Genomic DNA, 21076 nt, shown 5'->3' with positions numbered 1-21076 from the left:
TTAAGAGCCACGTCATCCTGAGGTGCCGCCGCAGGCGGCCTCGAAGGATGTTCAAGCAGAGGCCGCCGCATCCTCCGGCGCCGCATCCAGCATCCCGCCGGACTGGCGGTCGAACAGGCGGCGATAGATGCCGTCCGGCTTGCGCAGCAGGCTGTCATGGTCGCCGTCCTCGACGATCCTGCCCTGGTCGAACACCAATATGCGGTCGAGCGTGCGCACCGTGGAGAGACGATGCGCGATCACGATCGCGGTGCGCCCCACCATCAGCCGATCCATGGCCTGCTGGATCAGCGCCTCGGATTCCGAATCGAGGCTGGAGGTCGCCTCGTCCAGGATCAGGATCGGCGCATCGGCCAGGAAGGCGCGGGCGAGAGCCACGCGCTGGCGCTCGCCGCCGGAGAGCTTCACCCCGCGCTCGCCGACCAGCGTCTGGTAGCCGCGCGGCAGGCGCATGATGAAGTCGTGCGCATTGGCGAGCTGCGCCGCATGCTCGATCTGCGCGCGCGTGGCGCCGGGCCGGGCATAGGCGATGTTCTCCGCCAGCGTGCGGTGGAACAGGATCGGCTCCTGCTGCACGATGGCGACCTGCGAGCGCAGCGACATCTGCGAGACCTTGGACACGTCCTGCCCGTCGATCAGCACGCGGCCGCCGGTGACGTCATAGAGCCGCTGGATCAGCTTCACGAACGTCGTCTTGCCCGAGCCGGAATGGCCGACCAGGCCGACCCGCTCGCCCGGCGCGATGCGCACGTCGAGGTCGCGATAGAGCGCCGTGGCGTGGCTGCCATAATGGAAGTCGACATGTTCGAAGCGCACCTCGCCGACACCGATGACGAGCGGCGGCGCGTCCTCGATGTCGGCCACCCCGCTCGGCGCCTCATAGAGCCGCACCATCTCCTCCATCTCGTTCACCGAGCGCTGGAGGTGATGCACGTGCTGGCCGATGTCCCTGAGATAGCCGTGCACCACGAAATAGGTGGCGAGCACATAGGTGACGTCGCCCGGCGTCGCCCGGCCTTCCCACCACAGCCAGAGCGCGGTGCCGGTCACCGCGGTGCGGACCACCCAGAGCAAGGCGAGCTGGACCGTGCCGCTCCAGGTGTGCAGCATCCAGGTGCGCCAGGTGCGCGCCCGCCAGCGCGAGATCAGCCAGGCGAGCCGCGCATCCTCGCGCTCCTCGGCGCCAAACGCCTTGACCACGGCATTCGCCCCGAGCGCATCGGAGAGCACGCCGCCCATGCGGGTGTCCCAGGCATTGGAGAGCCGCGAGGCCGGCGCGATCACCTGCGTCGCCAGCACGATGGTGAGCGCGCCGTAGGCGAGCGCGCCGATCGCCATGACGAGGCCCATCACCGGCCATTGCAGGCCGAGCAGCACCACCGTGCCGACCAGCACCACCAGCGAGGGCAGCAGCGCGAGGAGCAGCACGTCATTGAGCGAATCCAGCGCCCACATGCCGCGCGTGATCTTGCGCACCGTGGAGCCGGCAAAGCTGTTTGCGTGCCAGTCGGTGGAGAAGCGCTGCACCCGCCGGAACGCATCCTGCGCGACATCGCTCATGATGCCGAGCGTGAGCGGTACCACGCCCCACCAGGCGAGATGGCGCAGTCCGACCATGACGAGGCCGAGCGCCGCCATCACCAGGAAGGCGTCCAGCGCAATAGTACCGTTCGCCGGCCCGCCGGCGAGCGCATCGACGAGCCGGCCGGCGAACAGCGGGACGAACACTTCGGTGAGCGTCGCCAGCGAGGTGGCGAGCGCGATGCCGCCGGCAAGTCCCTTGCGGCGTGCCCAATGGCGGAAGGTGAAAGACAGGACGACACGAAGCGTTTCCGCTCCGCTGGCGCGTTGCTTGAACATGGCGATGCGGCGCGAACGGGACGCGCCTCTCCCTGGCGAGGATCGGAATTGCGGAATGCGTGTGGAAGCTGACGGGGCGGGCCTCGCTGTGGAGGCCGGCGGACCTAGAAGCGGCCCGGAATATCCGGGAGGCGCGTGCGCGAATTTGCCATGAATGCCCTCCCTCTCTTCGTGTCAGAGGGTGAGGACATAGCATTGTCGGAGCGCCGGGACAATCCGGACTATCGACGCGACGTCATCCTGAGGTGCGAGCGCAGCGAGCCTCGAAGGATGTTCAAGCAGAGGGCGGTCATCGGGGACGGGCATCCTTCGAGGCTCGGGCCGCGCCCGAGCACCTCAGGATGACGTGGTTCTGGAAACTACATCCGCACCCTGTACAGGCTGATCGACGGCACCGCCCCAAACGTCCGGCGGAAGTCGCGGTTGAAATGCGCCTGGTCGAAGAAGCCCGCCGCGTGGGCGGCCTGCGTGAAGCTGCTCCCCGCCGCGATCTCGGCGATGGCGGCGCGCATGCGCATCCAGGCGCGGTAGCGGCGGAACGGCACGCCGACTTCTTCAGTGAACAGATGCTGGAAACGCGACGGCGAGAGATCCGCCGCCAGCGCCGCCGTCTCCACCGCGACCGGCCCGTCCATCGCCGCCACCGCGCGGGCGATACGCCGGTCGAACTCCCGGCGTGCTCGCGGCTGCGCGAAGCCGATCAGATCATCCAGCGCAGCGCTCGCCCAGTTCAGGCTGGCGCTGTCCTCCCAGAGTTCGCGCATCAGCCCGAACTCGCCGGTACGCCCGATCAGCGCGCCGTCCAGCGCCTCGCCCTCGCGCACCAGCGGCGCCAGCGCGCCGGCGCCATCGAGGTTTGGCTCGATATAGAACACGCCGATCGGCTGGCCGCCGACATCGAGCTCGTGCGACACGCCGGCGGGAATGACCGCGGTGCGGCAGCTGTGCCAGTCACCACCGCGGATACGCAGGCCGAAGCTGCCATAGAGGCCGGCGAGGAACACCGGCGCGCCATGCTGGTGGGCGGCATTGTAGATCAGCGGACCGATGAAGCAGGTACGCGCCTGGTCGAGATACCAGAACGGGCCGAGCGCCTCGGCCGTTACGGCAGCAGGTTCGTACAAGTGCGGCGGGCGCTCCATGCCTAGCCTCCAAGCCGACAGCAACTGTCGATTGAAGCACGAACCGCGACCGCCTCGAAGCGGACGCCGCAGGAGGATTACATGCCGAACGGCCGCATTTTGCCTGATCGCCGGACCTTGCTCGGCTCAGCCGCCGCGCTGCTGGCGGCGCCGGCACTGCTGAAAGCCGCACCCGCGCACGCCAGGGCGCCACTGCTCGGCCCGCAGGCGACGACCTTCTACCGCTTCCGCCTCGGCGAGTTCGAGGTGACCAACATCCTCGATGCCGGCGTCATGATCGACGGGCCGTGGCCGATCGTCGGCGAGGACCGGCCGGCCGCCGAGGTCGAGCAATTGATGCAGGCCAATCTGCTGCCGCCGAAGCGCTTCCGCCCCGGCTTCACTCCGACGCTCGTCAATACCGGCAGCCAGCTCATCCTGTTCGACACCGGCAACGGCGCCGAGGGCTTCGTGCCGCCGCCGGCCGGCGGCTGGCTCGCCAAGGCGCTCGGCCCGGCCGGCTTCACGCCGGAGCAGATCGACGTGGTGGTGCTCACCCACGCCCATCCCGACCACATGGGCGGGTTATTGGTGGACGGCAAGCCGGCCTTCCCGAACGCCCGCTATGTGATCGGCGAGACCGAATACGCCTATTGGAAGTCCGACGATTCGCTTTCCGCGCCCAAGGACAGCAACACCTACAAGTCCGGGCAGATGTTCCGCTCCTATGTGCAGCCGCTCCGTGACCGCATGAGCTTCCTGAAAGGCGAGGGTGAGGTCGCGACCGGCATCCGCGCGGTGGAAGCGCACGGCCACACCCCCGGCCATCTCGCCTTCCACATCGAGAGCGGCGGCAAGCGGCTGCTGCTGTGGGGCGACTGCGCACACCACGAGGTGGCCTCGCTGGCCAGGCCCGAATGGCACGCGCTGTTCGACATGGACAAGGCGCAGGGCGCGGCGACCCGCAAGCGCATCTACGACATGGCCGCCACCGAACGCATAGCGGTTGCGGCCTATCACACGTCGTTCCCGTCGGCGGGCTTCGTGGAGCGCGACGGCACCGCCTATCGCTGGTTGCCGGTGACGTACCAGCTGGAGCTTTAAGCGGTCGATCTCCACCAGCCGTCATCCCGGCCGCAGCGAAGCGGGAGAGCCGGGATCGCGTGAAGTCCCGCACAACACCTTCATGCGATCCCGGATCGGCCTGCGGCCGTCCGGGATGACAGCTTGTGTGGAGAGTGAGAGGCGATGCTTTGCGCGAGCATCCTTCGAGGCCGACGTATGGTCGCCCGTCGGGACGACGTTGCTTTCAGGCACGCCCTCATCCTGAGGCGCTCGCGTTAGCGAGCCTCGAAGGATGTTGAAACAGAGGGCCTTCGACTATCGCCACGGCTGTCCACAGCGCGCTTTGACCCGACAGGTCCGCTCATTAAGATTTCCATCGTGGCTCTCTGTGCCCGGACGGTCGTCCGGGCACTTTTGTTTTTGGGCTGCGTAAAGTCTCACCAGGACTTTCCCGCGATCCTGAATCTGCCCTGTGGCCGTCGGGAACGACCGCTGCGGGGAGCAGGAAGCTTTGCCCTGCGCGGGCAAGCTTCGATGCCCGACGCCGCCGGGCGCCTCAGGGTGAGGTGGTCTCTTTAAACGCGACCTCATCCTGAGGTGCTCGCACCAGCGAGCCTCGAAGGATGCTCAAGCGGAGCGGCTTTCGTCGCTTTGCGGCTGACGTCACTTCGGCCCCGCCACCAGCCTCCTCCTTCGACCACTCCTCCACCCCATAGGCCCTGCGCCGGCACGTCCTCGCCGACGCGGGGAGACGCACGCCTGCGCTGGCCCTTCAAGGACACCTCAATGGCGCAGTATTCCAACGTGCGGCCGCCGGACGACTCCGGCGGTCGTCGAGGGCGCCGGTGATGGTCTCGGCTGGAACGTCGCAGCGGGCTTCGAACAGGGTACCTACGACATTCTCGGCACCCCGGCCGACAGCCTCGCCGCGAAGGTCAATCGCCGCATCGACGAAGCCGATGCTCTGTCCGGGAGAGACTTTCCCGAGATCGATGGACTTCCCCTTGGTTCGCGCTGGATCGCTCGGAACGTCGAGAACTCACTCGGCGTCCCGGACCCGGCACATATCCGCGCCACTACGCCGGGACAGCGTGTCGCGCGCGCGGCGGGCGAGGCCGCTGCCTATCTGGCGGCCTTCAGGCTTTCACCTGTCACGGCACGTCTCGCTCTTCTACGCCTCGCACAGATCGATCCGGAGCGGGCGAGGAGGCTCGTCAATGATCTGATAGCGCTTGGCGAGAGTGGCCTTCAGCGTCTGTTCGGCGAACCTGATCCGCCGGCCGGCAATCCGGCTTGGCAGTCTCTGAGTTCGCTCAATGCCGCAGGCGGCGCTCTTGCCGGCGGCATAGCCAGTTCAGGTTTCCCGCCTCAATGGCTGGCGGGCGAAAACCGAGCCGCCAGCAACGGCAATACGCCGCTCGCCGGCGGCCTGATGGCTCCGGACAATCGACAGAGCAGTGCAGCCACGCCAGCGGGTGCCTCTCAGTCCTTCGGCGGCTACAGCAGCAAGATCGCGGGCGGGGAGAACCCGGCGCTCGCAGCGGTAGCCGGCGACCCTGCGCGGACGCCTGGACAGAGTGGGGACCAGGACGCCGACGCGCTCGCCTCGGCCGTCGACGACATCAAACGGCACTATCGGCGTCGCGCCGGTACCACCCGGCGTGGCGTAGTCGCGAATGGTGAAGGAGTTGACCTCAACTTATTCTACCATCCACGTTGGAGTGCAGCGCAACGCGCCGAGGCAGACGCCAAAGTGGCAATATTAGACAAGGCCAACACGGTAGCGCGGCAGACCGCCAGACGCCGCTCGGTAGCGAAGGCATTTAGGAAAAACATGGGCCAAATTCCGCCCGGAATGGAAATAGATCACGAGGTTGATTTGCAGTTAAATGGAGAAGATTCCGAAAATAACATGTGGTTTCTGAATATTAGTGTCAATAGAAGCCTTGGTGCTCAGGTTAGGCATAGGATCAAGAATTTGAGGCTCGGTACTGTCATTTTTCGTGTGAGAATTGGAGATAGGTGATGTTCGAGCGATTTCTACATAATTTTATCGAAGATCCCCAAGGTTGGCAGGGTGGTGGCGTGGCTGCCCGAATTTCGAATCCAGAGCTGAAGTATTTTTTTGATTCGCTCGGCGGTAAATCCTTCAATGGTGGCCTCTACCGCACGGTGCATCCCGCGGATCTTCGCTTCTGGCATGAACGCATTCAACTCGCTTTCCCCGGCTACGAGAGGCAGGCTTTGTGCTTCGGCTACGACTGGCTGGGCAGAGCTTTCGCGATTGATGGTGATAGGACGGAAGACGGCGGTCCAGGCGTTCTGATGTTCGACATCGGAGGTGGCGACGTGTTCGATATCCCCGCCAATCTGATCACCTTCCACGATTCCGAGATCATCAAGTCGGCTGAGCCGGCGCTCGCGACCAATCTCTATAAAGAGTGGCGAGCTTCCGGTGGTGCGGCGCCAGCCTATGATCAGTGCATAGGACTTCGTGTGCCGCTCTTCCTTGGCGGAGATGAAGAAGTCAGCAATCTCGAAGCCTGCGATCTCGACGTCTACTGGTCGATATTCGGGCAGGTGCTCCAGCAGGTGGGGCCGGCCGAAGAGGAGGAGTGATCGGCGGCGCCGCAGCCCTTTCGGCGACCCCATCACCTAGACGTTCCACGTCATCCCGGCCGCAGAGCCGGGATGACGTGGAATCCTGTGCAGCACCTTCTTGCGATCCCGGATCGGCCTGCGGCCGTCCGGGGTGACGCCTGACTCAAAGGGCGATGTCATGCCCGGGCTTGTCCCGGGCATCCATGTCCTCGATCTCAGCCCAACCGTGGATGGCCGAGACGAGCCCGGCCATGACGCTCTCTGACTGTTCCGCGACACGCTCGCGGACCGGTAATCACCCACGCCTTGACTCGCTGACCGTGGTCTGTACTGTGGTCTTACCAAGGTCGGACACATGAGCGACACCTTCGAAATCACACGGCTGGACGAGCAGGGCGGCAAGGGCTTCGAGAAGGTCTTCGCCTTCCTGCGCGAGCGTCTGCTGGCCGGATCGCTGAAGCCGGGCGACCGGCTGATCCCGGAGCGCGAGCTGGCGGCGCAGCTCGGCGTCAGCCGGCCGATCCTGCGCGAGGCGCTGCGTGCGCTCACCGTGCTGGGCATCGTCGAGATCCGCGACCGCGTCGGCACCATCGTGCGGCGCCCGGACATCTCGGTGCTGCACGACTTCTTCACCTTCGCGCTGTCGCACCGCGTCGACCTGGTCGACGACGTTATGCAGGCCCGCATCGCCATCGAGTGCCAGGCCATCCGCCTTGCCACCGAGCGCGCCACCGTCGCCGATTTCGAGCGGCTGCAGGCGGCGCTGCGCGTGATTGAGAACACCATCGATGATGTCGAAGCCGGCGGGCGCGCCGATTTCGAGTTCCACCGCGCCATCGTCCGCGCCGGCGGTTCCGAGACGCTGATCGTGCTGTACGAATCCATGGCCGCGGTGCTGATGCGCTCGCATCTCGGCCGCCGCGAACTGGTCAAGGTCTTCGACATGCGGACCTACCTGGTCGAGGACCACAAGCGGATCTTCCAGGCCATCGTCGCCGGCGACCCCGAAGTCGCCGACCGCACCCTGCGCGAGCACTTCGCGATCGGCGACGAGTTCCGCCGCAGGCAGGCGATCGGGGGAGGGCCAAAGGCCGACCCCGCGCGATAGAGCGTTGAGTTCAAAACAGAAACGGAAATATCATGGGACGGAAAGCAGAAGGGCGCGTCGGCTTCATCGGCTTGGGCACGATGGGCCGCGAAATGGCTCGCAACCTCATCGAGGCCGGCTGCACGGTGCGCGCCTATGATGTGCGCCGTGAGGCGATCGACGAGCTGGCCGCGCTCGGCGCCGAGGCTGCGTCCAGCCCGGCGGACGCCGCCCGCGATGCCGATATCGCCATCACCATGCTGCCCGACACGCCTCAGGTCGAGGAGGTGATCCATGGTGAAGCAGGCCTGCTGGCGAACCCGCCGCGCGGGCGCCTCATCGCCGACATGAGCACCATCTCCCCGGTCGCGGTGCGGCGCATGGCTGCCGACCTCAAGGCCGCCGGCATCGACATGGTCGACGCTCCGGTCTCCGGCGGCCCGATCGGGGCGAAGAACGCCACGCTCTCCATCATGGCCGGCGGCGAAGTCGATGCCTTCGCACGCGCCCGGCCGTTCTTCGAAGCCATGGGCACCACCATCAACCATGTCGGCGTCCCCGGCGCCGGGCAGGCGGTGAAGCTCTGCAACCAGCTGATCTGCGGCATCAATATCCAGGCGATCTGCGAAGCCATCGCGCTTGGCCGCGCTTCCGGCGTCGATCTCAACCAGCTTCGCGAGGTGCTGCTCGGCGGCTCGGCGGCGTCCTGGATGCTGGACAAGCTCGGCCAGTCGATGATCGACGGCGAGACCGGCGCCGGCTTCCGCATCGACCTGATGCTGAAGGATTTGCGGCTGGTGCAGGAGCAGGCGCTCTCGCTCGCCGTGCCGCTGCCCGGCACCGCGCTGGTCACCAGCCAGTATCTGGAAGCGCGTGCCCATGGCGAGGGCACCAACGGCAACCAGGCGCTGTTCCGCGTCTATGACCGCATGACCAACCAGTCGCCGCAGCCAGCCGGCTGAGGCGAGCACCAACGGGTCGCGCGACATGGGTATTGAACTCGATTTCTCGGTGGTGCTGGAGCGCTGGCACAGCCTACTCGACGGGGCGGTGCTGACGCTGGAGCTCGCCGCCATCGCCGTCGTGCTCGGCGGCATCATCGGCGCGCTGGGGGCCATCGGCCGGCGCGGCAGCAATGCGCTGATCGCGCGCATCTGCGGCATCTATGTCGAGGGCATCCGCAACACGCCGCTGCTGGTGCAGATCTTCCTCGTTTATTTCGGCCTTGCCAGCCTCGGTCTGAAATTCTCCGCGTTTACTGTTGCGGCGGTGGCGCTGACCATCAATGTCGGCGCCTACACCACCGAGATCATGCGCGCCGGCTTCGATTCCATCCACAAGGGGCAGATCGAGGCGGCCGAAGGGCTCGCGCTCTCCAAGGCGCAGATCTACTGGCACGTCGTGCTGTGGCCGGCGGTGGAGCGGGTCTATCCCGCGCTCACCAGCCAGTTCGTGCTCCTGATGCTGGCTTCCTCGGTGACCTCGCAGATCTCAGCGGAAGAACTCACCGCGGTCGCCAACTATATCCAGTCCGAGACCTATCGCTCCTTCGAGACCTACATCGTGGTGGCGCTGATCTATATCGCGCTGTCGCTCGTCATGCGGCTCGGCTTCTGGGTGATCGGCCAGTTGCTGTTCCCGCGCCGCCGCCGTCTCGGCACGCCGTTGTGAGGAGAGGGTGATGGGCGGTGCACTGAACATCAATCATCTGATCTTCCTCGGCCATGGCGCGCTGTGGACCATCGGGCTGTCACTGATCGCGCTGATCGGCGGCGGCACGGTCGGCTTCCTCATCGCGCTGTGCCGGGTCTCGCCGCTGCGCACCGTGCGGCTCGCGGCCGGCACCTATGTGCAACTGATCCAGGGCACTCCGCTGCTGGTCATCATGTTCCTGTCCTTCTTCGGGCTGGCGGCGATCGGCTTCAACATCTCGCCGCTGCTCGCCGCGGGCGCCTCCATGACCATCTATGTCGCCGCCTATCTTGGCGAGATCTGGCGCGGCTGCATCGAGGCGGTGCCGAAGCCGCAATGGGAGGCGGCGGAGGGGCTCGCGCTCAGCCGCACCCAGCGCATGGTCAAGGTGATCCTGCCGCAGGCGATCCGCATCGCCACGCCGCCGAGCGTCGGCTTCATGGTGCAGATCATCAAGAATACTTCGCTCGCTTCCGTGGTCGGCTTTGTTGAACTGGCCCGGTCCGGGCAGATCATCAACAACTCGCTGTTCGAGCCCTTCCTGATCTACTCGATCATCGCCGTCATCTATTTCGCGCTCTGCTACCCGGTCTCGCGGCTCAGCCGCCGGCTGGAGCTTTCCGCCTCGCAGAAGAAGCCGGCCCTCGCCTGAGCGAGGGAAGAACGAGGAACGCCAGATGCTTGCTCACGCCACGCTTGATGCCGCGACCGCCGGGGGCACTGCGCCCGTGGTCGCACTGCGCGATGTCCACAAGAGCTTCGGCCCGCTGAAAGTGCTGGACGGTGTCGGTTTCGAGGTCGCCCGCGGCGAGGTCACGGCGCTGATCGGGCGAAGCGGCTCCGGCAAGAGCACGGCGCTGCGCTGCATCGACCGGTTCGAGAAGATCGACAGCGGCGAGATCACCGTTTGCGGCCACCGCGTCGACGATCCGGCGCTCGACGTGCGCGCGCTCCGGCTCGATGTCGGCATCGTGTTCCAGAGCTACAATCTGTTTCCCCACCTCACCATCGAGGAAAACATCACGCTGGCGCCGCGCTCGGTGAAGAAGCTGGGTAGCCGCGAGGCCAAGGCATTGGCGGAGCGCGTGCTGGCGCAGGTCGGGCTGGCGGAGAAGCTCCACGCCTATCCCGAGCAGCTCTCCGGCGGCCAGCAGCAGCGCGCCGCCATCGCCCGCTCGCTCGCCATGCAGCCCAAGGTGATGCTGTTCGACGAAGTAACCTCCGCCCTCGATCCGGAGCTGACCGGCGAGGTGCTGAAGGTGATCGAGGCGCTCGCCGCCGACGGCATGACCATGGTGATGGTCACCCATGAGATGGGCTTTGCCCGCGGCATCGCCGACCAGGTGGTGTTCATGCACAAGGGCAAGGTCCACGAGGCGGGATCCGCCGACATCCTCTCATCGCCCGCCACGCCGGAACTGGCGCAGTTCGTCGGCACCGGGCTCTGAGCCGACAAATCAATCAACAGGGAACGCAAGGGAGAAGCATGATGAAGCATTCCATACTCGCGGTAGCGCTCGCCGCTGCCTTCATGATCAGCGGCACCGCGGCCAAGGCCGACCAGCTCGACGACATCACCGCGGCGAAGAAGATCCGCATCTCCACCGATCTCGCCATTCCGCCCTCGGGCATGATGGATTCCAGCATGAAGCCGGTCGGCTCGGACGTGGAGACCGCGCAGCTGCTCGCCAAGGATTGGGGGCTTGAGATCGAGTGGGTGCAGACCACCGGCGCCACCCGCATCCCCAACCTGCAGACCAACAAGGCCGACATCGTCATCTCGACGCTGTCGGTGACGCCGGAGCGCGCCAAGGTGATCGACTTCACCAATGCCTATGCGGCGTTGCAGTCGGTGGTCGGCGGGCTGAAGACGCTGGACGTCAAGACCTGGGACGACCTGAAGGGCAAGACCGTCGCGGTCTCGCGCGGCACCACGCAGGATACCGCTTTGACCAACCGCGCCAAGGATGGCGGCTTCAATGTCGCGCGCTATGACGACGACGCCACCATGGTGACCGCGGCGGTGACCGGCCAGGCCGATTTCGTCGCCACCTCGGCGACCATCGTCAACCAGATCGGCGTGAAGAACCCGGCCCGGGCGTTCGAGCCCAAGGTGCTCATCACCACCTTCGATCTCGGCATCGGCGTCAAGAAGGGCGAGCCGCGCCTCGTCGCCAAGCTGAACGAGTGGATCGCGGCGAACCTGAAGAACGGCAAGCTCAACGAGATCTACAAGAAGTATCACGGCTCCGATTTGCCGGCGAACATGCGCGCCAGCTGAGCCGGCAACAGACTTTGCGGCGTCCGGGCCGGAAGCCCGGGCGCTGCCGCACTCTTCGAACATTTCAGAGGAACTTGAACATGCGTCTTGTCATCGGATCCGACCACGCCGGCTGGTCGCTCAAGGGTGCCGTCATCGAGCATATTCGCGGTCTGGGCCACGAGGTGGTCGATGTCGGCTCGTTCGACGACAAGCCGGTCGACTTTCCCGACATCGCCCGCCAGGTCGCCGCCAAGGTGACCTCCGGCGAAGCGGAGCGCGGCATCATGGTGTGCGGCACCGGCGTCGGCGCGTCCATCGCCGCCAACAAGATGAAGGGCATCCGCGCCGCGGTGTGCCATGACATCCATTCCGCCCACCAGTCGGTCGAGCATGACGACGTCAATGTCATGTGCATCGGCGCGCAGATCGTCGGGCCGTGGCTCGCCAACGATCTCATCAGTTCCTACCTTGCCGCCGAATTCTCCACCGACGAAGATTTCCGCCGTCGCGTCGAGAAGCTGCACCAGATGGACGCCGAGGGCTAAACTCGGGGCAGGCAGAGGGGCGGGGTCATGATCCTGGTGTTCGGCTCGATCAATATGGACCTCGTGGCCTCGGTCGCCGCGATACCGCGGCCGGGTGAGACCGTGCTGTCGCGCGGCTATTGCACGCTGTTCGGTGGCAAGGGTGCCAACCAGGCGGTCGCCGCCGCTCGCGTGTCCGAAGGGCGGGTCGCCATGGTGGCCCGCGTCGGGCGCGACAGCTTCGGCGAGGCCTGCCTCGCCAACCTCAAGGAGAACGGCGTCGCCACCGAGCACATCCTCGCCGGTGACGATCCTACCGGCTGCGCCTTCATCACCGTCGATGCCGCCGGCGAGAACGCCATCACCGTGGCGAGCGGCGCCAATGGCGCGGTCTCCGCAAGCGACCTGCCGGATGCGTTGGTGGGGGCGGATACGCTCCTGGTGATGCAGATGGAGGTGCCGCTCGACGCCAGCCTCGCCACCGCGCGACGGGTGAAGGCTGCTGGCGGCCGAACGATCTGGAACTTCGCTCCCGCGATCGATCTCTCCGCCGGCGAACTCGCGGACGTGTTGACTGCGACCGACATCTTCATCGTCAACGAACATGAGGCGCTGACCGCCGCTGGTCTGCTGGGCACGTCCGCATCGGATCTGGAGGCGGCGGCCCGCACCCTCGCGGTCGAGGGGCGCGTCACCTGCGTGGCGACGGCGGGCGCCGCGGGCGCCATTGCCTATCAGCCGGACGGCACCCGCCATCATGCACCGGCGCTCGATATCCGCCCGGTGGACACCACCGGCGCCGGCGACACCTTCGTCGGCATATTGGCGGCGGAGATCGCCGCGGGGTCCGCGCTGACCGAGGCGTTGCGGCTCGCCTCGATCGGCGCCTCGCTCGCCTGTCTCAAGGTCGGCGCCCAGGCCGGCATGCCGACGCGGGCGGAGCTGGAGCAGGGGCGGGCGTAAAGCCGCGCACGGCTTCAGCATCCTTCGAGGCTCGCTACGCTTGCACCTCACGATGAGGTTCATCTGAAAAAGACGACCTCATCCTGAGGTGCCCGGCAAAGCCGGGCCTCGAAGGATGCTGAAGCAAAGCGAGTCCACGAACTGCGGTCAGACCAGATGGCCCGCGTCCGCAATCCCTCGACATTATCGCGATACCCTGGAAAGCGCGCAATCACGCGGCATCTCCATGTAGCGTAGGCGTCTCCAGATCGGTCTGACCAGAAAAAAGGCAGCCCGATGATGGCAGAAGCATGACATAAGGTCTGACCGGCGACCATGTCGCTGTACGAACCCCAGCTATAGCTAAAACATCCAATGCTTCAGTATGTTGTGGTGCATGCAAGCAGAGTGTCCGGGTGCGATGTGATCCTACCGGCATGCCCGATCTACCCCCGCAATCCCCTCATGATACCCCGCTGTCAGGCCGTTTGCCTCGTTTTCAGCCGCGTTGCGCCGAAATTTTGAGATTGCACACCTGACGTGCGGGTATAACGTTGTGTTGCGGTCAGACCAGTTCATGGCCGCCTCGGTTCGGTTCAGGCTAGGACGCACACATGCTTCGCAATCTGAGTGTTGGAACGCTCGCCCTTGCATGGTCGGGTCTTCCGTCTTTCCCCGGCGCGGCGCGGGTCTCGCGAAGCGCGGTTGCCGGCCTCGCGGCAACGCTCCTCGGCGCGACGCTGGTCGCCGGCTTCTCCCCCTCCGCGCACGCGCAGGGCGCCAAGACCACGCTGGTGGTCGCCGCGCCGCGCACGCCGGAATCGCTCGACCAGGAATATCCGCCGACCGAGGCCGGCCACGAGGTGCGCCGCAACGTCAATGAGCGCCTGCTCGCCTACGCCCAGAAGAAGGGCGAAGAGGGCACCCTCTATGAGGACTTCTCCACCATCACCGGCGCGCTGGCCGAGAGCTACGAGCTGTCCCCGGACAAGAAGTCGATCACCTTCCATCTGCGCAAGGGCGTGAAGTCCTATCGCGGCAACGAGCTCAACGCCGATACGGTGATGTGGTCGTTCGAGCGCGGCTGGAACATGAAGTCGAACTTCCACTGGTACATGACGCAGATCTTCAAGATCGAGGATCCCAAGGCCGCCTTCACCAAGATCGACGACTACACGGTGAAGGTGTCGATCCCCAATCCCTCGCCGCTGCTCGACCGCATCTGGATCAACAGCGACCTCGGCATCCTCGATTCCGCGGAAGTGAAGAAGCACCTCACCACCGACGATCCGTGGGCGGCGCGCTGGCTCTCCACCAACACCGCCTCGTTCGGCCCGTACCAGATCACCAAGTACACGCCCGGCCAGGAAGTGGTCTATGAGGCCAATCCGAACTATTGGCGCGGCCCGGCCAAGCTCACCCGCGTGATCCTGCGCGAGATGCCGACCTCGGCTAACCGCGTCGCCGCGCTGCAGGCCGGCTCGGTCGACGTGGCGGAATATCTGCTGCCGCGCGAACTGGCACTGCTGCAGAAGGCGCCGGGCGTCACCGTCTACAAGGTGTTCGGCAACTTTATCCACCGCGTCGAGATGAACAATGCCAAGCCGCCCTTCGACAATGTGAAGGTGCGCCAGGCGCTGAACTATCTGGTGCCGCGCGAGGAGATACTGAAGAGCGTGTATTTCAACACCGCGCGCTTCACCAAGAGCCCGATCTCCGAGATCTATCCGGCCTTCACCGACGAATATTTCTTCTTCAAGAACGATCCGGCCAAGGCCAAGGAACTGCTGGCCGAGGCGGGCTTCCCGAACGGCTTCAAGACCCAGCTGGCCTACCGCACCGGCGACCAGATCGAGGAAGAGATCGCGGTCATCCTCAAGAGCGCCTTCGCCAAGGCCGGCGTCGATGTCGAACTGCTGAAGCTGCCGGCCTCGACCCTGGTCGAGCGCTACACCAAGGGCGAAGTGCCGATGTACTTCTTCCGCGACATGGCCATCGTGCCGGACGCCGCCTATGTCGCCAATCTCTGGCTCAACAGCGCCTCGGCGATCAACTACTCCAAGTTCAAGAGCGACGAGGTCGACCAGCTGATCAATGCCGGCCTGACCAGCACGGATGAGGCCAAGCGCGTCACCGACATGAAGCGGGTACAGCAGATCACCATGGAGTCCGCTCCCTGGGTGTTCCTGATGAATCCCGGCTACCAGCTGGCCACGCGCAGCAACGTCAAGGGCTATTCCTGGTACACGCCGAACGGCAATGCCTTCTACGACATGTACAAGGACTGAGATCCCCAAGGGGCGGCCCCCTGCGGCTCCGGCGGCCATGCCGGAGCCGCGCTTTTCCATCGGACCTGCGTGCTTCGAGGCCGGCCCGCGGCCGGCACCTCAGCATGACGTAGGTTAGGGATGTCTTTGAAGAGCCACGTCATCCTGAGGTGCGAGCCCACGGGTCTTGCCTTAGGCAAGCCCGAGGACAGGCTCCACGAGCCTCGAAGGATGTTCAGCAGGAAACGGACCGGCCAAGCATGAGTGCAGCCACCGCCGCCGTCGCCAGTATCTGGGGCGCCATCCCGCGTCCGCTACGGATCGTCATCAGCCGGCTGGGGATGCTGGTGCCGCAGATGTTCGGCGTGATGATGGTGACCTTCCTGCTGGTGCGCATGCTGCCCGGCGATCCGGCACTGCTGCTGCTCGGCAACATGGCGACGCCCGAGACCATCGCCGCCTTCCGCGAACGGCTGGGCCTGAACCTGCCGATCTGGGACCAGTTCGTCCGCTATGTCTGGAACGCCCTGCATGGCGATCTCGGCATCTCCATCTTCACCTCCAATCCCGTGGTCACCGACCTGATGGAGCGCGCGCCGGCGACGCTGGAACTCATCACCTATGCGATGATCCTCACCATCCTCGTCGGCGTCACGCTGGCGGTGATCTCGGTGGTGCGGCCGGGCGGCGCGGTGGATATCGGCAGCCGGGTCTACGGCCTTGCCGCCGGCGCCATCCCCGATTTCTGGATCGGCCTCCTGCTGATCTATTTCTTCTTCTACATGCTGGGCTGGGCCGCGGCGCCGTTTGGGCGCATCGATACTTTCGTGTCGCCGCCGCCGACTGTCACCGGCTTCTACACCCTGGACAGCCTGATCGCCGGAGATCCCGCCGCCTTCTTCTCCTCCGCCGGGCGGCTGGTGCTGCCCGTCGCGACGCTCGCCATCGTCAATGCCGGTGCGCTGATGAAGATGACCAAGACGGTGTTCGCCGACGTCTATCGCAGCGATTTCATCCGCCACGCCCGCGCCTCCGGCCTGCCGGAAAGCGTCATCCGCCGCGCCGCGCTGCGCAATTCGCTGCCGCCCATCATCACGCTGGTCGGCTTCCTCGTCGGCTTCCTGCTCGGCGCCGCGGTGCTGGTTGAGACCATCTTCGCCTGGGGCGGGCTCGGCCAATATGCGGTGCAGTCGGTGGTGAACAGCGACTATCCGGCGCTGCAGGGCTTCGTGCTGGTGGCCGCCGCCTTCATCCTCGTCGTCTACACCGTGGTCGACATCCTCTACGAACTCGCCGATCCGAGGATCCGGGTGTGATGGCGCACTTCCGAAATTATGTGAAGCGTCACCCCGCCGCGCTGGTCGGGTTGCTGCTGCTCGCGCTCCAGGTGCTGGCGATCATCTTCGCGCCGTTCATCACCTTCTATTCGCCGACCGAGGCCGACCCCATCGCCTCGCTCCAGCCGCCATCGATGGAGCACTGGTTCGGCACTGACGTGTCGGGCATGGATATCTATGCCCGCGTCGTCTACGCCACCCGCATCAATCTGCTGATCTCGATCACCGCGGTGGCCTTCGCCTTCGTCGTCGGCGTGCCGATCGGCCTGCTGATCGGCTTCTATCGCGGCTGGCTGTCCTCGCTGGTGATGCGGCTGTTCGATTTCATCCAGTCCTTCCCGGTCTTCGTGCTCGGCATGGCACTTGTATCCGTCATGGGCCAGGAGATCTGGAACGTCGCCATCGTGCTCGCCGTGCTGTTCATCCCGATGTTCGCCCGCGTCATCCGCGCCGAGGTGCTCTCGCTGCGAGAGCGTCCTTTCGTTGGCGCGGCGCGGTGCAGCGGCGCCACCGATTTCTCCATCATGTTCCGCCACATCCTGCCCAACGCGCTCACCCCGGCGATCGTGCAGATCTCGATCAGCGTCGGGCTCGCCATATTGCTCACCGCCGGCCTGTCCTTCGTCGGCGCCGGCGTGCGCATGCCGACGCCGGAATGGGGGCTGATGGTCTCCACCGGCGCCCAGCAGATGATCCTCGGCGTGTGGTGGGTCGCCTTGTTCCCGGGCCTCGCCATCGTCGTCGCCGTGCTCAGCTTCGCGCTGATCGGCGACATGGCAAAGGACCTCTCCGATCCCACCACGAGGGACCGCTGATGCGCGCGCCGACCTCGACGCCGCTGCTCGCGGTCGACAATCTCACCGTCGACTTCGGCGAGGGCACGCGGCAGGCGCTTTCCGGCGTCTCGTTCGAGCTGCGCCGCGACGAGGTGCTCGGCATTGTCGGCGAGACCGGCGCCGGCAAGTCGGCGCTGGCGCGCAGCCTGCTCAACCTGCTGCCCGAGGGCGGGCGCGTGGTCGAGGGTGATGTCCGGCTCGACGGCGCCTCGGTCCTGGAGATGGACGAGGCCGAGCAGCGCGCGATCCGCGGCGCCCGCATCGCGCTGATCGGCACCAATGCCAAGGCGCTGCTGGACCCGGTCGAGACCGTCGGCGCGCAGATCGCGAGGGTGCTGCGCGCCCATAAGCCGTGCAGCCGCAAGGAGGCCTGGGCCGCGGCGGTCGATCTGCTGGCGCAGGTCGGCATCGTCAATCCGGAGCGGCGGGCGAGCGCCTATCCGCACCAGCTCTCCGGCGGCATGGCGCAGCGCGTCGTCATCGCCATGGCCATGGTCGCCAATCCCGACATCGTGCTGGCCGACGATGCCACGCTCGGCCTCGACGCCACCATACAGGTGCAGGTGCTGGACCTCTTGGTGAAGCGCTGCCGCGAGCTTGGCGCCGGCGTCGTGCTCATCACCCACGACCTCGGCATCATCGCGCATTATTGCGACCGCGTGGCCATCATGCGCGATGGCCGGATCATCGAGCTGGAACAGGTCGGCGGCTTCCTCGACGCGCCGAGCGAGGATTACAGCCGCACGCTGCTCGAGGCTGCCAAGGTGCGCCCGACCCCGATGGTCGGTGGCGAACTTGGCGACAGCGAAAACGCGAAACGCCTGCTCGATGTCACCCGGCTGGAGAAGTTCTTCCCCATCGCCGGCACCACCGAGGTTGTCCGCGCCATCGATGATGTCTCCTTCACCGTGCGCAAGGGCGAGACGCTCGCGCTGGTCGGCGAGAGCGGTTCCGGCAAGACCACGGTCGGCCAATGTCTCGTGCGCCTGCTGGAAAGCGATGGCGGCGGCATCATTTTCGACGGCGTCGACATCACCAACATGCCGGTGAAGGAATTCCGGTCGCTGCGCCGGCGCATCCAGATGGTGTTCCAGGAGCCCTATGTGGCGCTGAACCCGCGCTGGCCGGTGCGGGCGCTGATCGCCGAGCCGCTGCAGCTCGATCCCGCAATGGACCGCCGGGCCCGCGAGCGCCGGGTGAAGGAACTGCTCGACCTCGTGCACCTGCCTTCGAGCATCGCCGACGTCTACCCCCACCAGCTCACGGCCGGCGAGCAGAAGCGCATCGGCATCGCCCGCGCGCTCGCCACCGGGCCGGATTTCGTGGTGTTCGACGAGCCGACCACGGCGCTCGACATCCGGGTGCGCGCGCAGATCATCGACCTGGTACGTGATCTCCAGGCCGAGATCGGCATGTCGGCGCTGTTCATCACCCACGATCTCAACTCGGTGCGCTCGCTCGCCCACAATGTCGCGGTGATGCGCTACGGCAAGATCGTCGAGTACGGCGAGACCGAGACCATCTTCGCCCGCCCGGTGGAAGAGTACACCCGCATGCTGCTCGCCGCGGAATTGCCGATCGAGCAGGGCGCCCTCCAGCGCGAACGCGCCGAGACCCGCCGCCTGTCAGGAACCGCGTAGAGAGACGCTCGGAATGGAAAAGTGCATCCTCGTCACCGGCGGCGCCGGGCTGGTCGGCAATGCGGTGCGACGCCGGCTGGAGAGCCAGGGCCGCAAGGTGGTCGCCATCGACCTTGCCGAGCGCACCCGCGACGGCGCGCCGCTCACCTTCTGCGATCTCGGCGACATCCATCGCCTGCACGCCATCGCCACCGACCATGCCATTGACGGCATCGTGCATTGCGGCGCCCATTCCGGGCCGATGGTGGCGCGCGACAATCCCTATTCCATGGTGCAGGTGAATGTTGTCGGCACCGCCAACATGCTGGAGCTGGCGCGCGTGCATAAAGTGCGGCGCATGGTGTTCTGCTCCTCCACCAGCGCCTATGGCGACACGCCGGAAGGCCCGGTGCCGGAGGATGTGCCGCTGCGCCCGACCTCGGTCTATGGCGGCAGCAAGGCGGCGAGCGAGGCGCTGCTCTGGACCTATTGGCGCCAGTTCGGCGTCGATGCGCTGGCGATCCGGCTTTCCTGGGTCTATGGGCCGGGCCGCACCACCGATTGCATCATCCGCACCATGATCGAGGATGCGCTGGCGGGCCGCCCGACCCGCATGCCGTTCGGCCAGGATTTCCATCGCCAGTTCATCCATGTCGAGGATGCGGTGAGCGCCTTGCTGCTCGCGCTCGACGCCGGCGCGTTGCCGCGCCGCGTCTACACCGTCACCGGCGAGACCTATGCGACGCTCGGCGAGATCGGCGAGGTGGTGACGCGCGTGCTGCCGCAAGCCGACATTGCGCTGCAATCCGGGCCGGATCCGGTCGACGAGGTGCATCGCCGCTTCGACATCTCGGCGGCAAAGCGCGATCTCGGCTACGCGCCGCAATTCGATCTGGAGACGGGCATCCGGTCTTATGCGGATTGGCTCGCCGCCCGCACGGCGTAACGGGCGGGCTCGTACTTTCCCTCTCCCCGTCGGGGAGAGGTGGCCCGCGAAGCGGGTCGGTGAGGGGGAACGCGATCGCGGAGCGGTGAAGACCCCTCACCCCAACCCTCTCCCCGTCGGGGAGAGGGAGAAGCACCGCCGCTACGATGGAGGAGTGCCGATGAAGGAGTTTTCGCTCGAAGGCCGCAAGGCGCTGGTGACCGGCGGCAGCCGCGGCATTGGCGGCGAAGTGGTCGAGCTGTTCGCCCGCTACGGCGCCGAAGTCGCCTTCTGCCATTATGGCGATGCCGCCAATGCCGAAGCGCTGGCCGGGCGTCTCAGCGCGGCGGGTCACAAGGTCTACGGCACCGAGTGCGATGTCGCCGACGAGGCCGCCGTCGGCGCCATGGCAGCCTGGGCCAAGGACAAGCTCGGCCAGGTCGACATTCTCGTGAACATGGCCGGCATCGGCGGCGACAAGGCCTTTGTCGACCTGACCGTCGCCGACTGGGACCGCATGCTCGGCGTGCATCTGCGCGGCCACTTCCTGGTGACGCGGCAATTCTTCGGCGACATGGTCGCGCGCGGCTATGGGCGCATCGTCAATTGCGCCTCGCAGCTCGCCTATCGCGGCGCGCCGGGGCTTGCGCATTACTGCGCCGCCAAGGCCGGCATTGTCGGCTTCACCCGCGCACTCGCCTATGAGGGCGCGCCGCACGGCGTGACGGTGAACGCCATTGCCCCCGGTGCCACCGAGACCGTGCTGCTCAACGGCCTCACCGATGAATGGCGGGCGATGAAGATCAAGGAGATCCCGCTTGGCCGCTTCGGCGAAGTCTCCGACATTGCGCCGACCATCCTGCTGCTCGCGTCCGATGCCGGTGCCTTCTATGTCGGCCAGACGCTGTCGCCGAACGGCGGCGACATCATGCTGTGA

At 66.1% G+C, this 21076-nt stretch carries 18 protein-coding genes; 16 read left to right on the top strand and 2 right to left on the bottom strand.

Features of this window, described 5'->3' with window-relative positions; genetic code table 11:
* Nucleotides 1–51: 51 nt before the first annotated feature.
* Both G3545_RS10955 and G3545_RS10950 read right to left on the bottom strand, forming a co-directional pair.
* The gene (locus G3545_RS10955) at nucleotides 52–1860 is read right to left on the bottom strand and encodes an ABC transporter ATP-binding protein (protein ID WP_170012462.1); all 1809 of its coding nucleotides are present in this window, start codon (nucleotides 1858–1860) and stop codon (nucleotides 52–54) included.
* A 359-nt stretch (nucleotides 1861–2219) separates the two neighbouring features.
* On the bottom strand, nucleotides 2220–3002 hold the full coding sequence (locus G3545_RS10950; RefSeq protein ID WP_170012460.1) for a helix-turn-helix transcriptional regulator: 783 nt from the start codon (nucleotides 3000–3002) through the stop codon (nucleotides 2220–2222).
* A gap of 81 nt (nucleotides 3003–3083) precedes the next feature.
* Here G3545_RS10950 and G3545_RS10945 point away from each other — a divergent pair, with 81 nt between their 5' ends.
* From G3545_RS10945 to G3545_RS10870, 16 genes are all read left to right on the top strand, one after another.
* The gene (locus G3545_RS10945; RefSeq protein WP_170012458.1) at nucleotides 3084–4085 is read left to right on the top strand and encodes an MBL fold metallo-hydrolase; all 1002 of its coding nucleotides are present in this window, start codon (nucleotides 3084–3086) and stop codon (nucleotides 4083–4085) included.
* A 1986-nt stretch (nucleotides 4086–6071) separates the two neighbouring features.
* Nucleotides 6072–6665, top strand: coding sequence for a T6SS immunity protein Tdi1 domain-containing protein (locus tag G3545_RS10940; protein ID WP_170012456.1), 594 nt, complete (start codon nucleotides 6072–6074; stop codon nucleotides 6663–6665).
* Between the two features lie 337 nt (nucleotides 6666–7002).
* On the top strand, nucleotides 7003–7755 hold the full coding sequence (locus G3545_RS10935) for a FadR/GntR family transcriptional regulator (RefSeq protein WP_170012454.1): 753 nt from the start codon (nucleotides 7003–7005) through the stop codon (nucleotides 7753–7755).
* Nucleotides 7756–7787: 32 nt separating this feature from the next.
* A complete protein-coding gene (locus tag G3545_RS10930; RefSeq protein WP_170012452.1) occupies nucleotides 7788–8696 on the top strand; it encodes an NAD(P)-dependent oxidoreductase in 909 nt (302 codons plus the stop codon).
* A gap of 25 nt (nucleotides 8697–8721) precedes the next feature.
* Nucleotides 8722–9405: an amino acid ABC transporter permease gene (locus G3545_RS10925; protein WP_170012450.1), complete on the top strand. Its 684-nt coding sequence runs from the start codon at nucleotides 8722–8724 to the stop codon at nucleotides 9403–9405.
* A 10-nt stretch (nucleotides 9406–9415) separates the two neighbouring features.
* Entirely contained in the window at nucleotides 9416–10078 is a 663-nt protein-coding gene (locus tag G3545_RS10920; protein ID WP_170012448.1) for an amino acid ABC transporter permease, read from the top strand.
* Nucleotides 10079–10103: 25 nt separating this feature from the next.
* The gene (locus G3545_RS10915; protein WP_170012446.1) at nucleotides 10104–10874 is read left to right on the top strand and encodes an amino acid ABC transporter ATP-binding protein; all 771 of its coding nucleotides are present in this window, start codon (nucleotides 10104–10106) and stop codon (nucleotides 10872–10874) included.
* Between the two features lie 38 nt (nucleotides 10875–10912).
* Nucleotides 10913–11707 carry a transporter substrate-binding domain-containing protein gene (locus tag G3545_RS10910; RefSeq protein WP_170012444.1) on the top strand — a complete coding sequence of 265 codons (795 nt, stop codon included), beginning with the start codon at nucleotides 10913–10915 and terminating at the stop codon, nucleotides 11705–11707.
* Between the two features lie 80 nt (nucleotides 11708–11787).
* Nucleotides 11788–12234, top strand: coding sequence for a ribose 5-phosphate isomerase B (gene rpiB / locus G3545_RS10905; RefSeq protein ID WP_170012442.1), 447 nt, complete (start codon nucleotides 11788–11790; stop codon nucleotides 12232–12234).
* Nucleotides 12235–12261: 27 nt separating this feature from the next.
* Nucleotides 12262–13176 carry a ribokinase gene (locus G3545_RS10900; protein WP_170012440.1) on the top strand — a complete coding sequence of 305 codons (915 nt, stop codon included), beginning with the start codon at nucleotides 12262–12264 and terminating at the stop codon, nucleotides 13174–13176.
* A gap of 593 nt (nucleotides 13177–13769) precedes the next feature.
* Nucleotides 13770–15443, top strand: a complete 1674-nt coding sequence (locus G3545_RS10895; RefSeq protein ID WP_206151413.1) for an ABC transporter substrate-binding protein — start codon at nucleotides 13770–13772, stop codon at nucleotides 15441–15443.
* 239 nt (nucleotides 15444–15682) lie between these two features.
* Complete coding sequence (locus G3545_RS10890) at nucleotides 15683–16738, top strand: ABC transporter permease (protein WP_170012438.1); 1056 nt, start codon at nucleotides 15683–15685, stop codon at nucleotides 16736–16738.
* Nucleotides 16738–17574 carry an ABC transporter permease gene (locus G3545_RS10885; protein ID WP_170012436.1) on the top strand — a complete coding sequence of 279 codons (837 nt, stop codon included), beginning with the start codon at nucleotides 16738–16740 and terminating at the stop codon, nucleotides 17572–17574. The genes G3545_RS10890 and G3545_RS10885 overlap by 1 nt, the downstream gene beginning before the upstream one ends.
* Complete coding sequence (locus tag G3545_RS10880) at nucleotides 17574–19235, top strand: ABC transporter ATP-binding protein (protein ID WP_170012435.1); 1662 nt, start codon at nucleotides 17574–17576, stop codon at nucleotides 19233–19235. The genes G3545_RS10885 and G3545_RS10880 overlap by 1 nt, the downstream gene beginning before the upstream one ends.
* 13 nt (nucleotides 19236–19248) lie before the next feature.
* A complete protein-coding gene (locus tag G3545_RS10875; RefSeq protein ID WP_170012433.1) occupies nucleotides 19249–20160 on the top strand; it encodes an NAD(P)-dependent oxidoreductase in 912 nt (303 codons plus the stop codon).
* Nucleotides 20161–20320: 160 nt separating this feature from the next.
* Nucleotides 20321–21076, top strand: a complete 756-nt coding sequence (locus tag G3545_RS10870) for an SDR family NAD(P)-dependent oxidoreductase (protein WP_170012431.1) — start codon at nucleotides 20321–20323, stop codon at nucleotides 21074–21076.

This window comes from Starkeya sp. ORNL1 (assembly GCF_012971745.1).
GTDB lineage: Bacteria > Pseudomonadota > Alphaproteobacteria > Rhizobiales > Xanthobacteraceae > Ancylobacter.
Note: the sequence above shows the minus strand (reverse complement) of the source record. Positions and strands in the feature narration are given on the sequence as shown.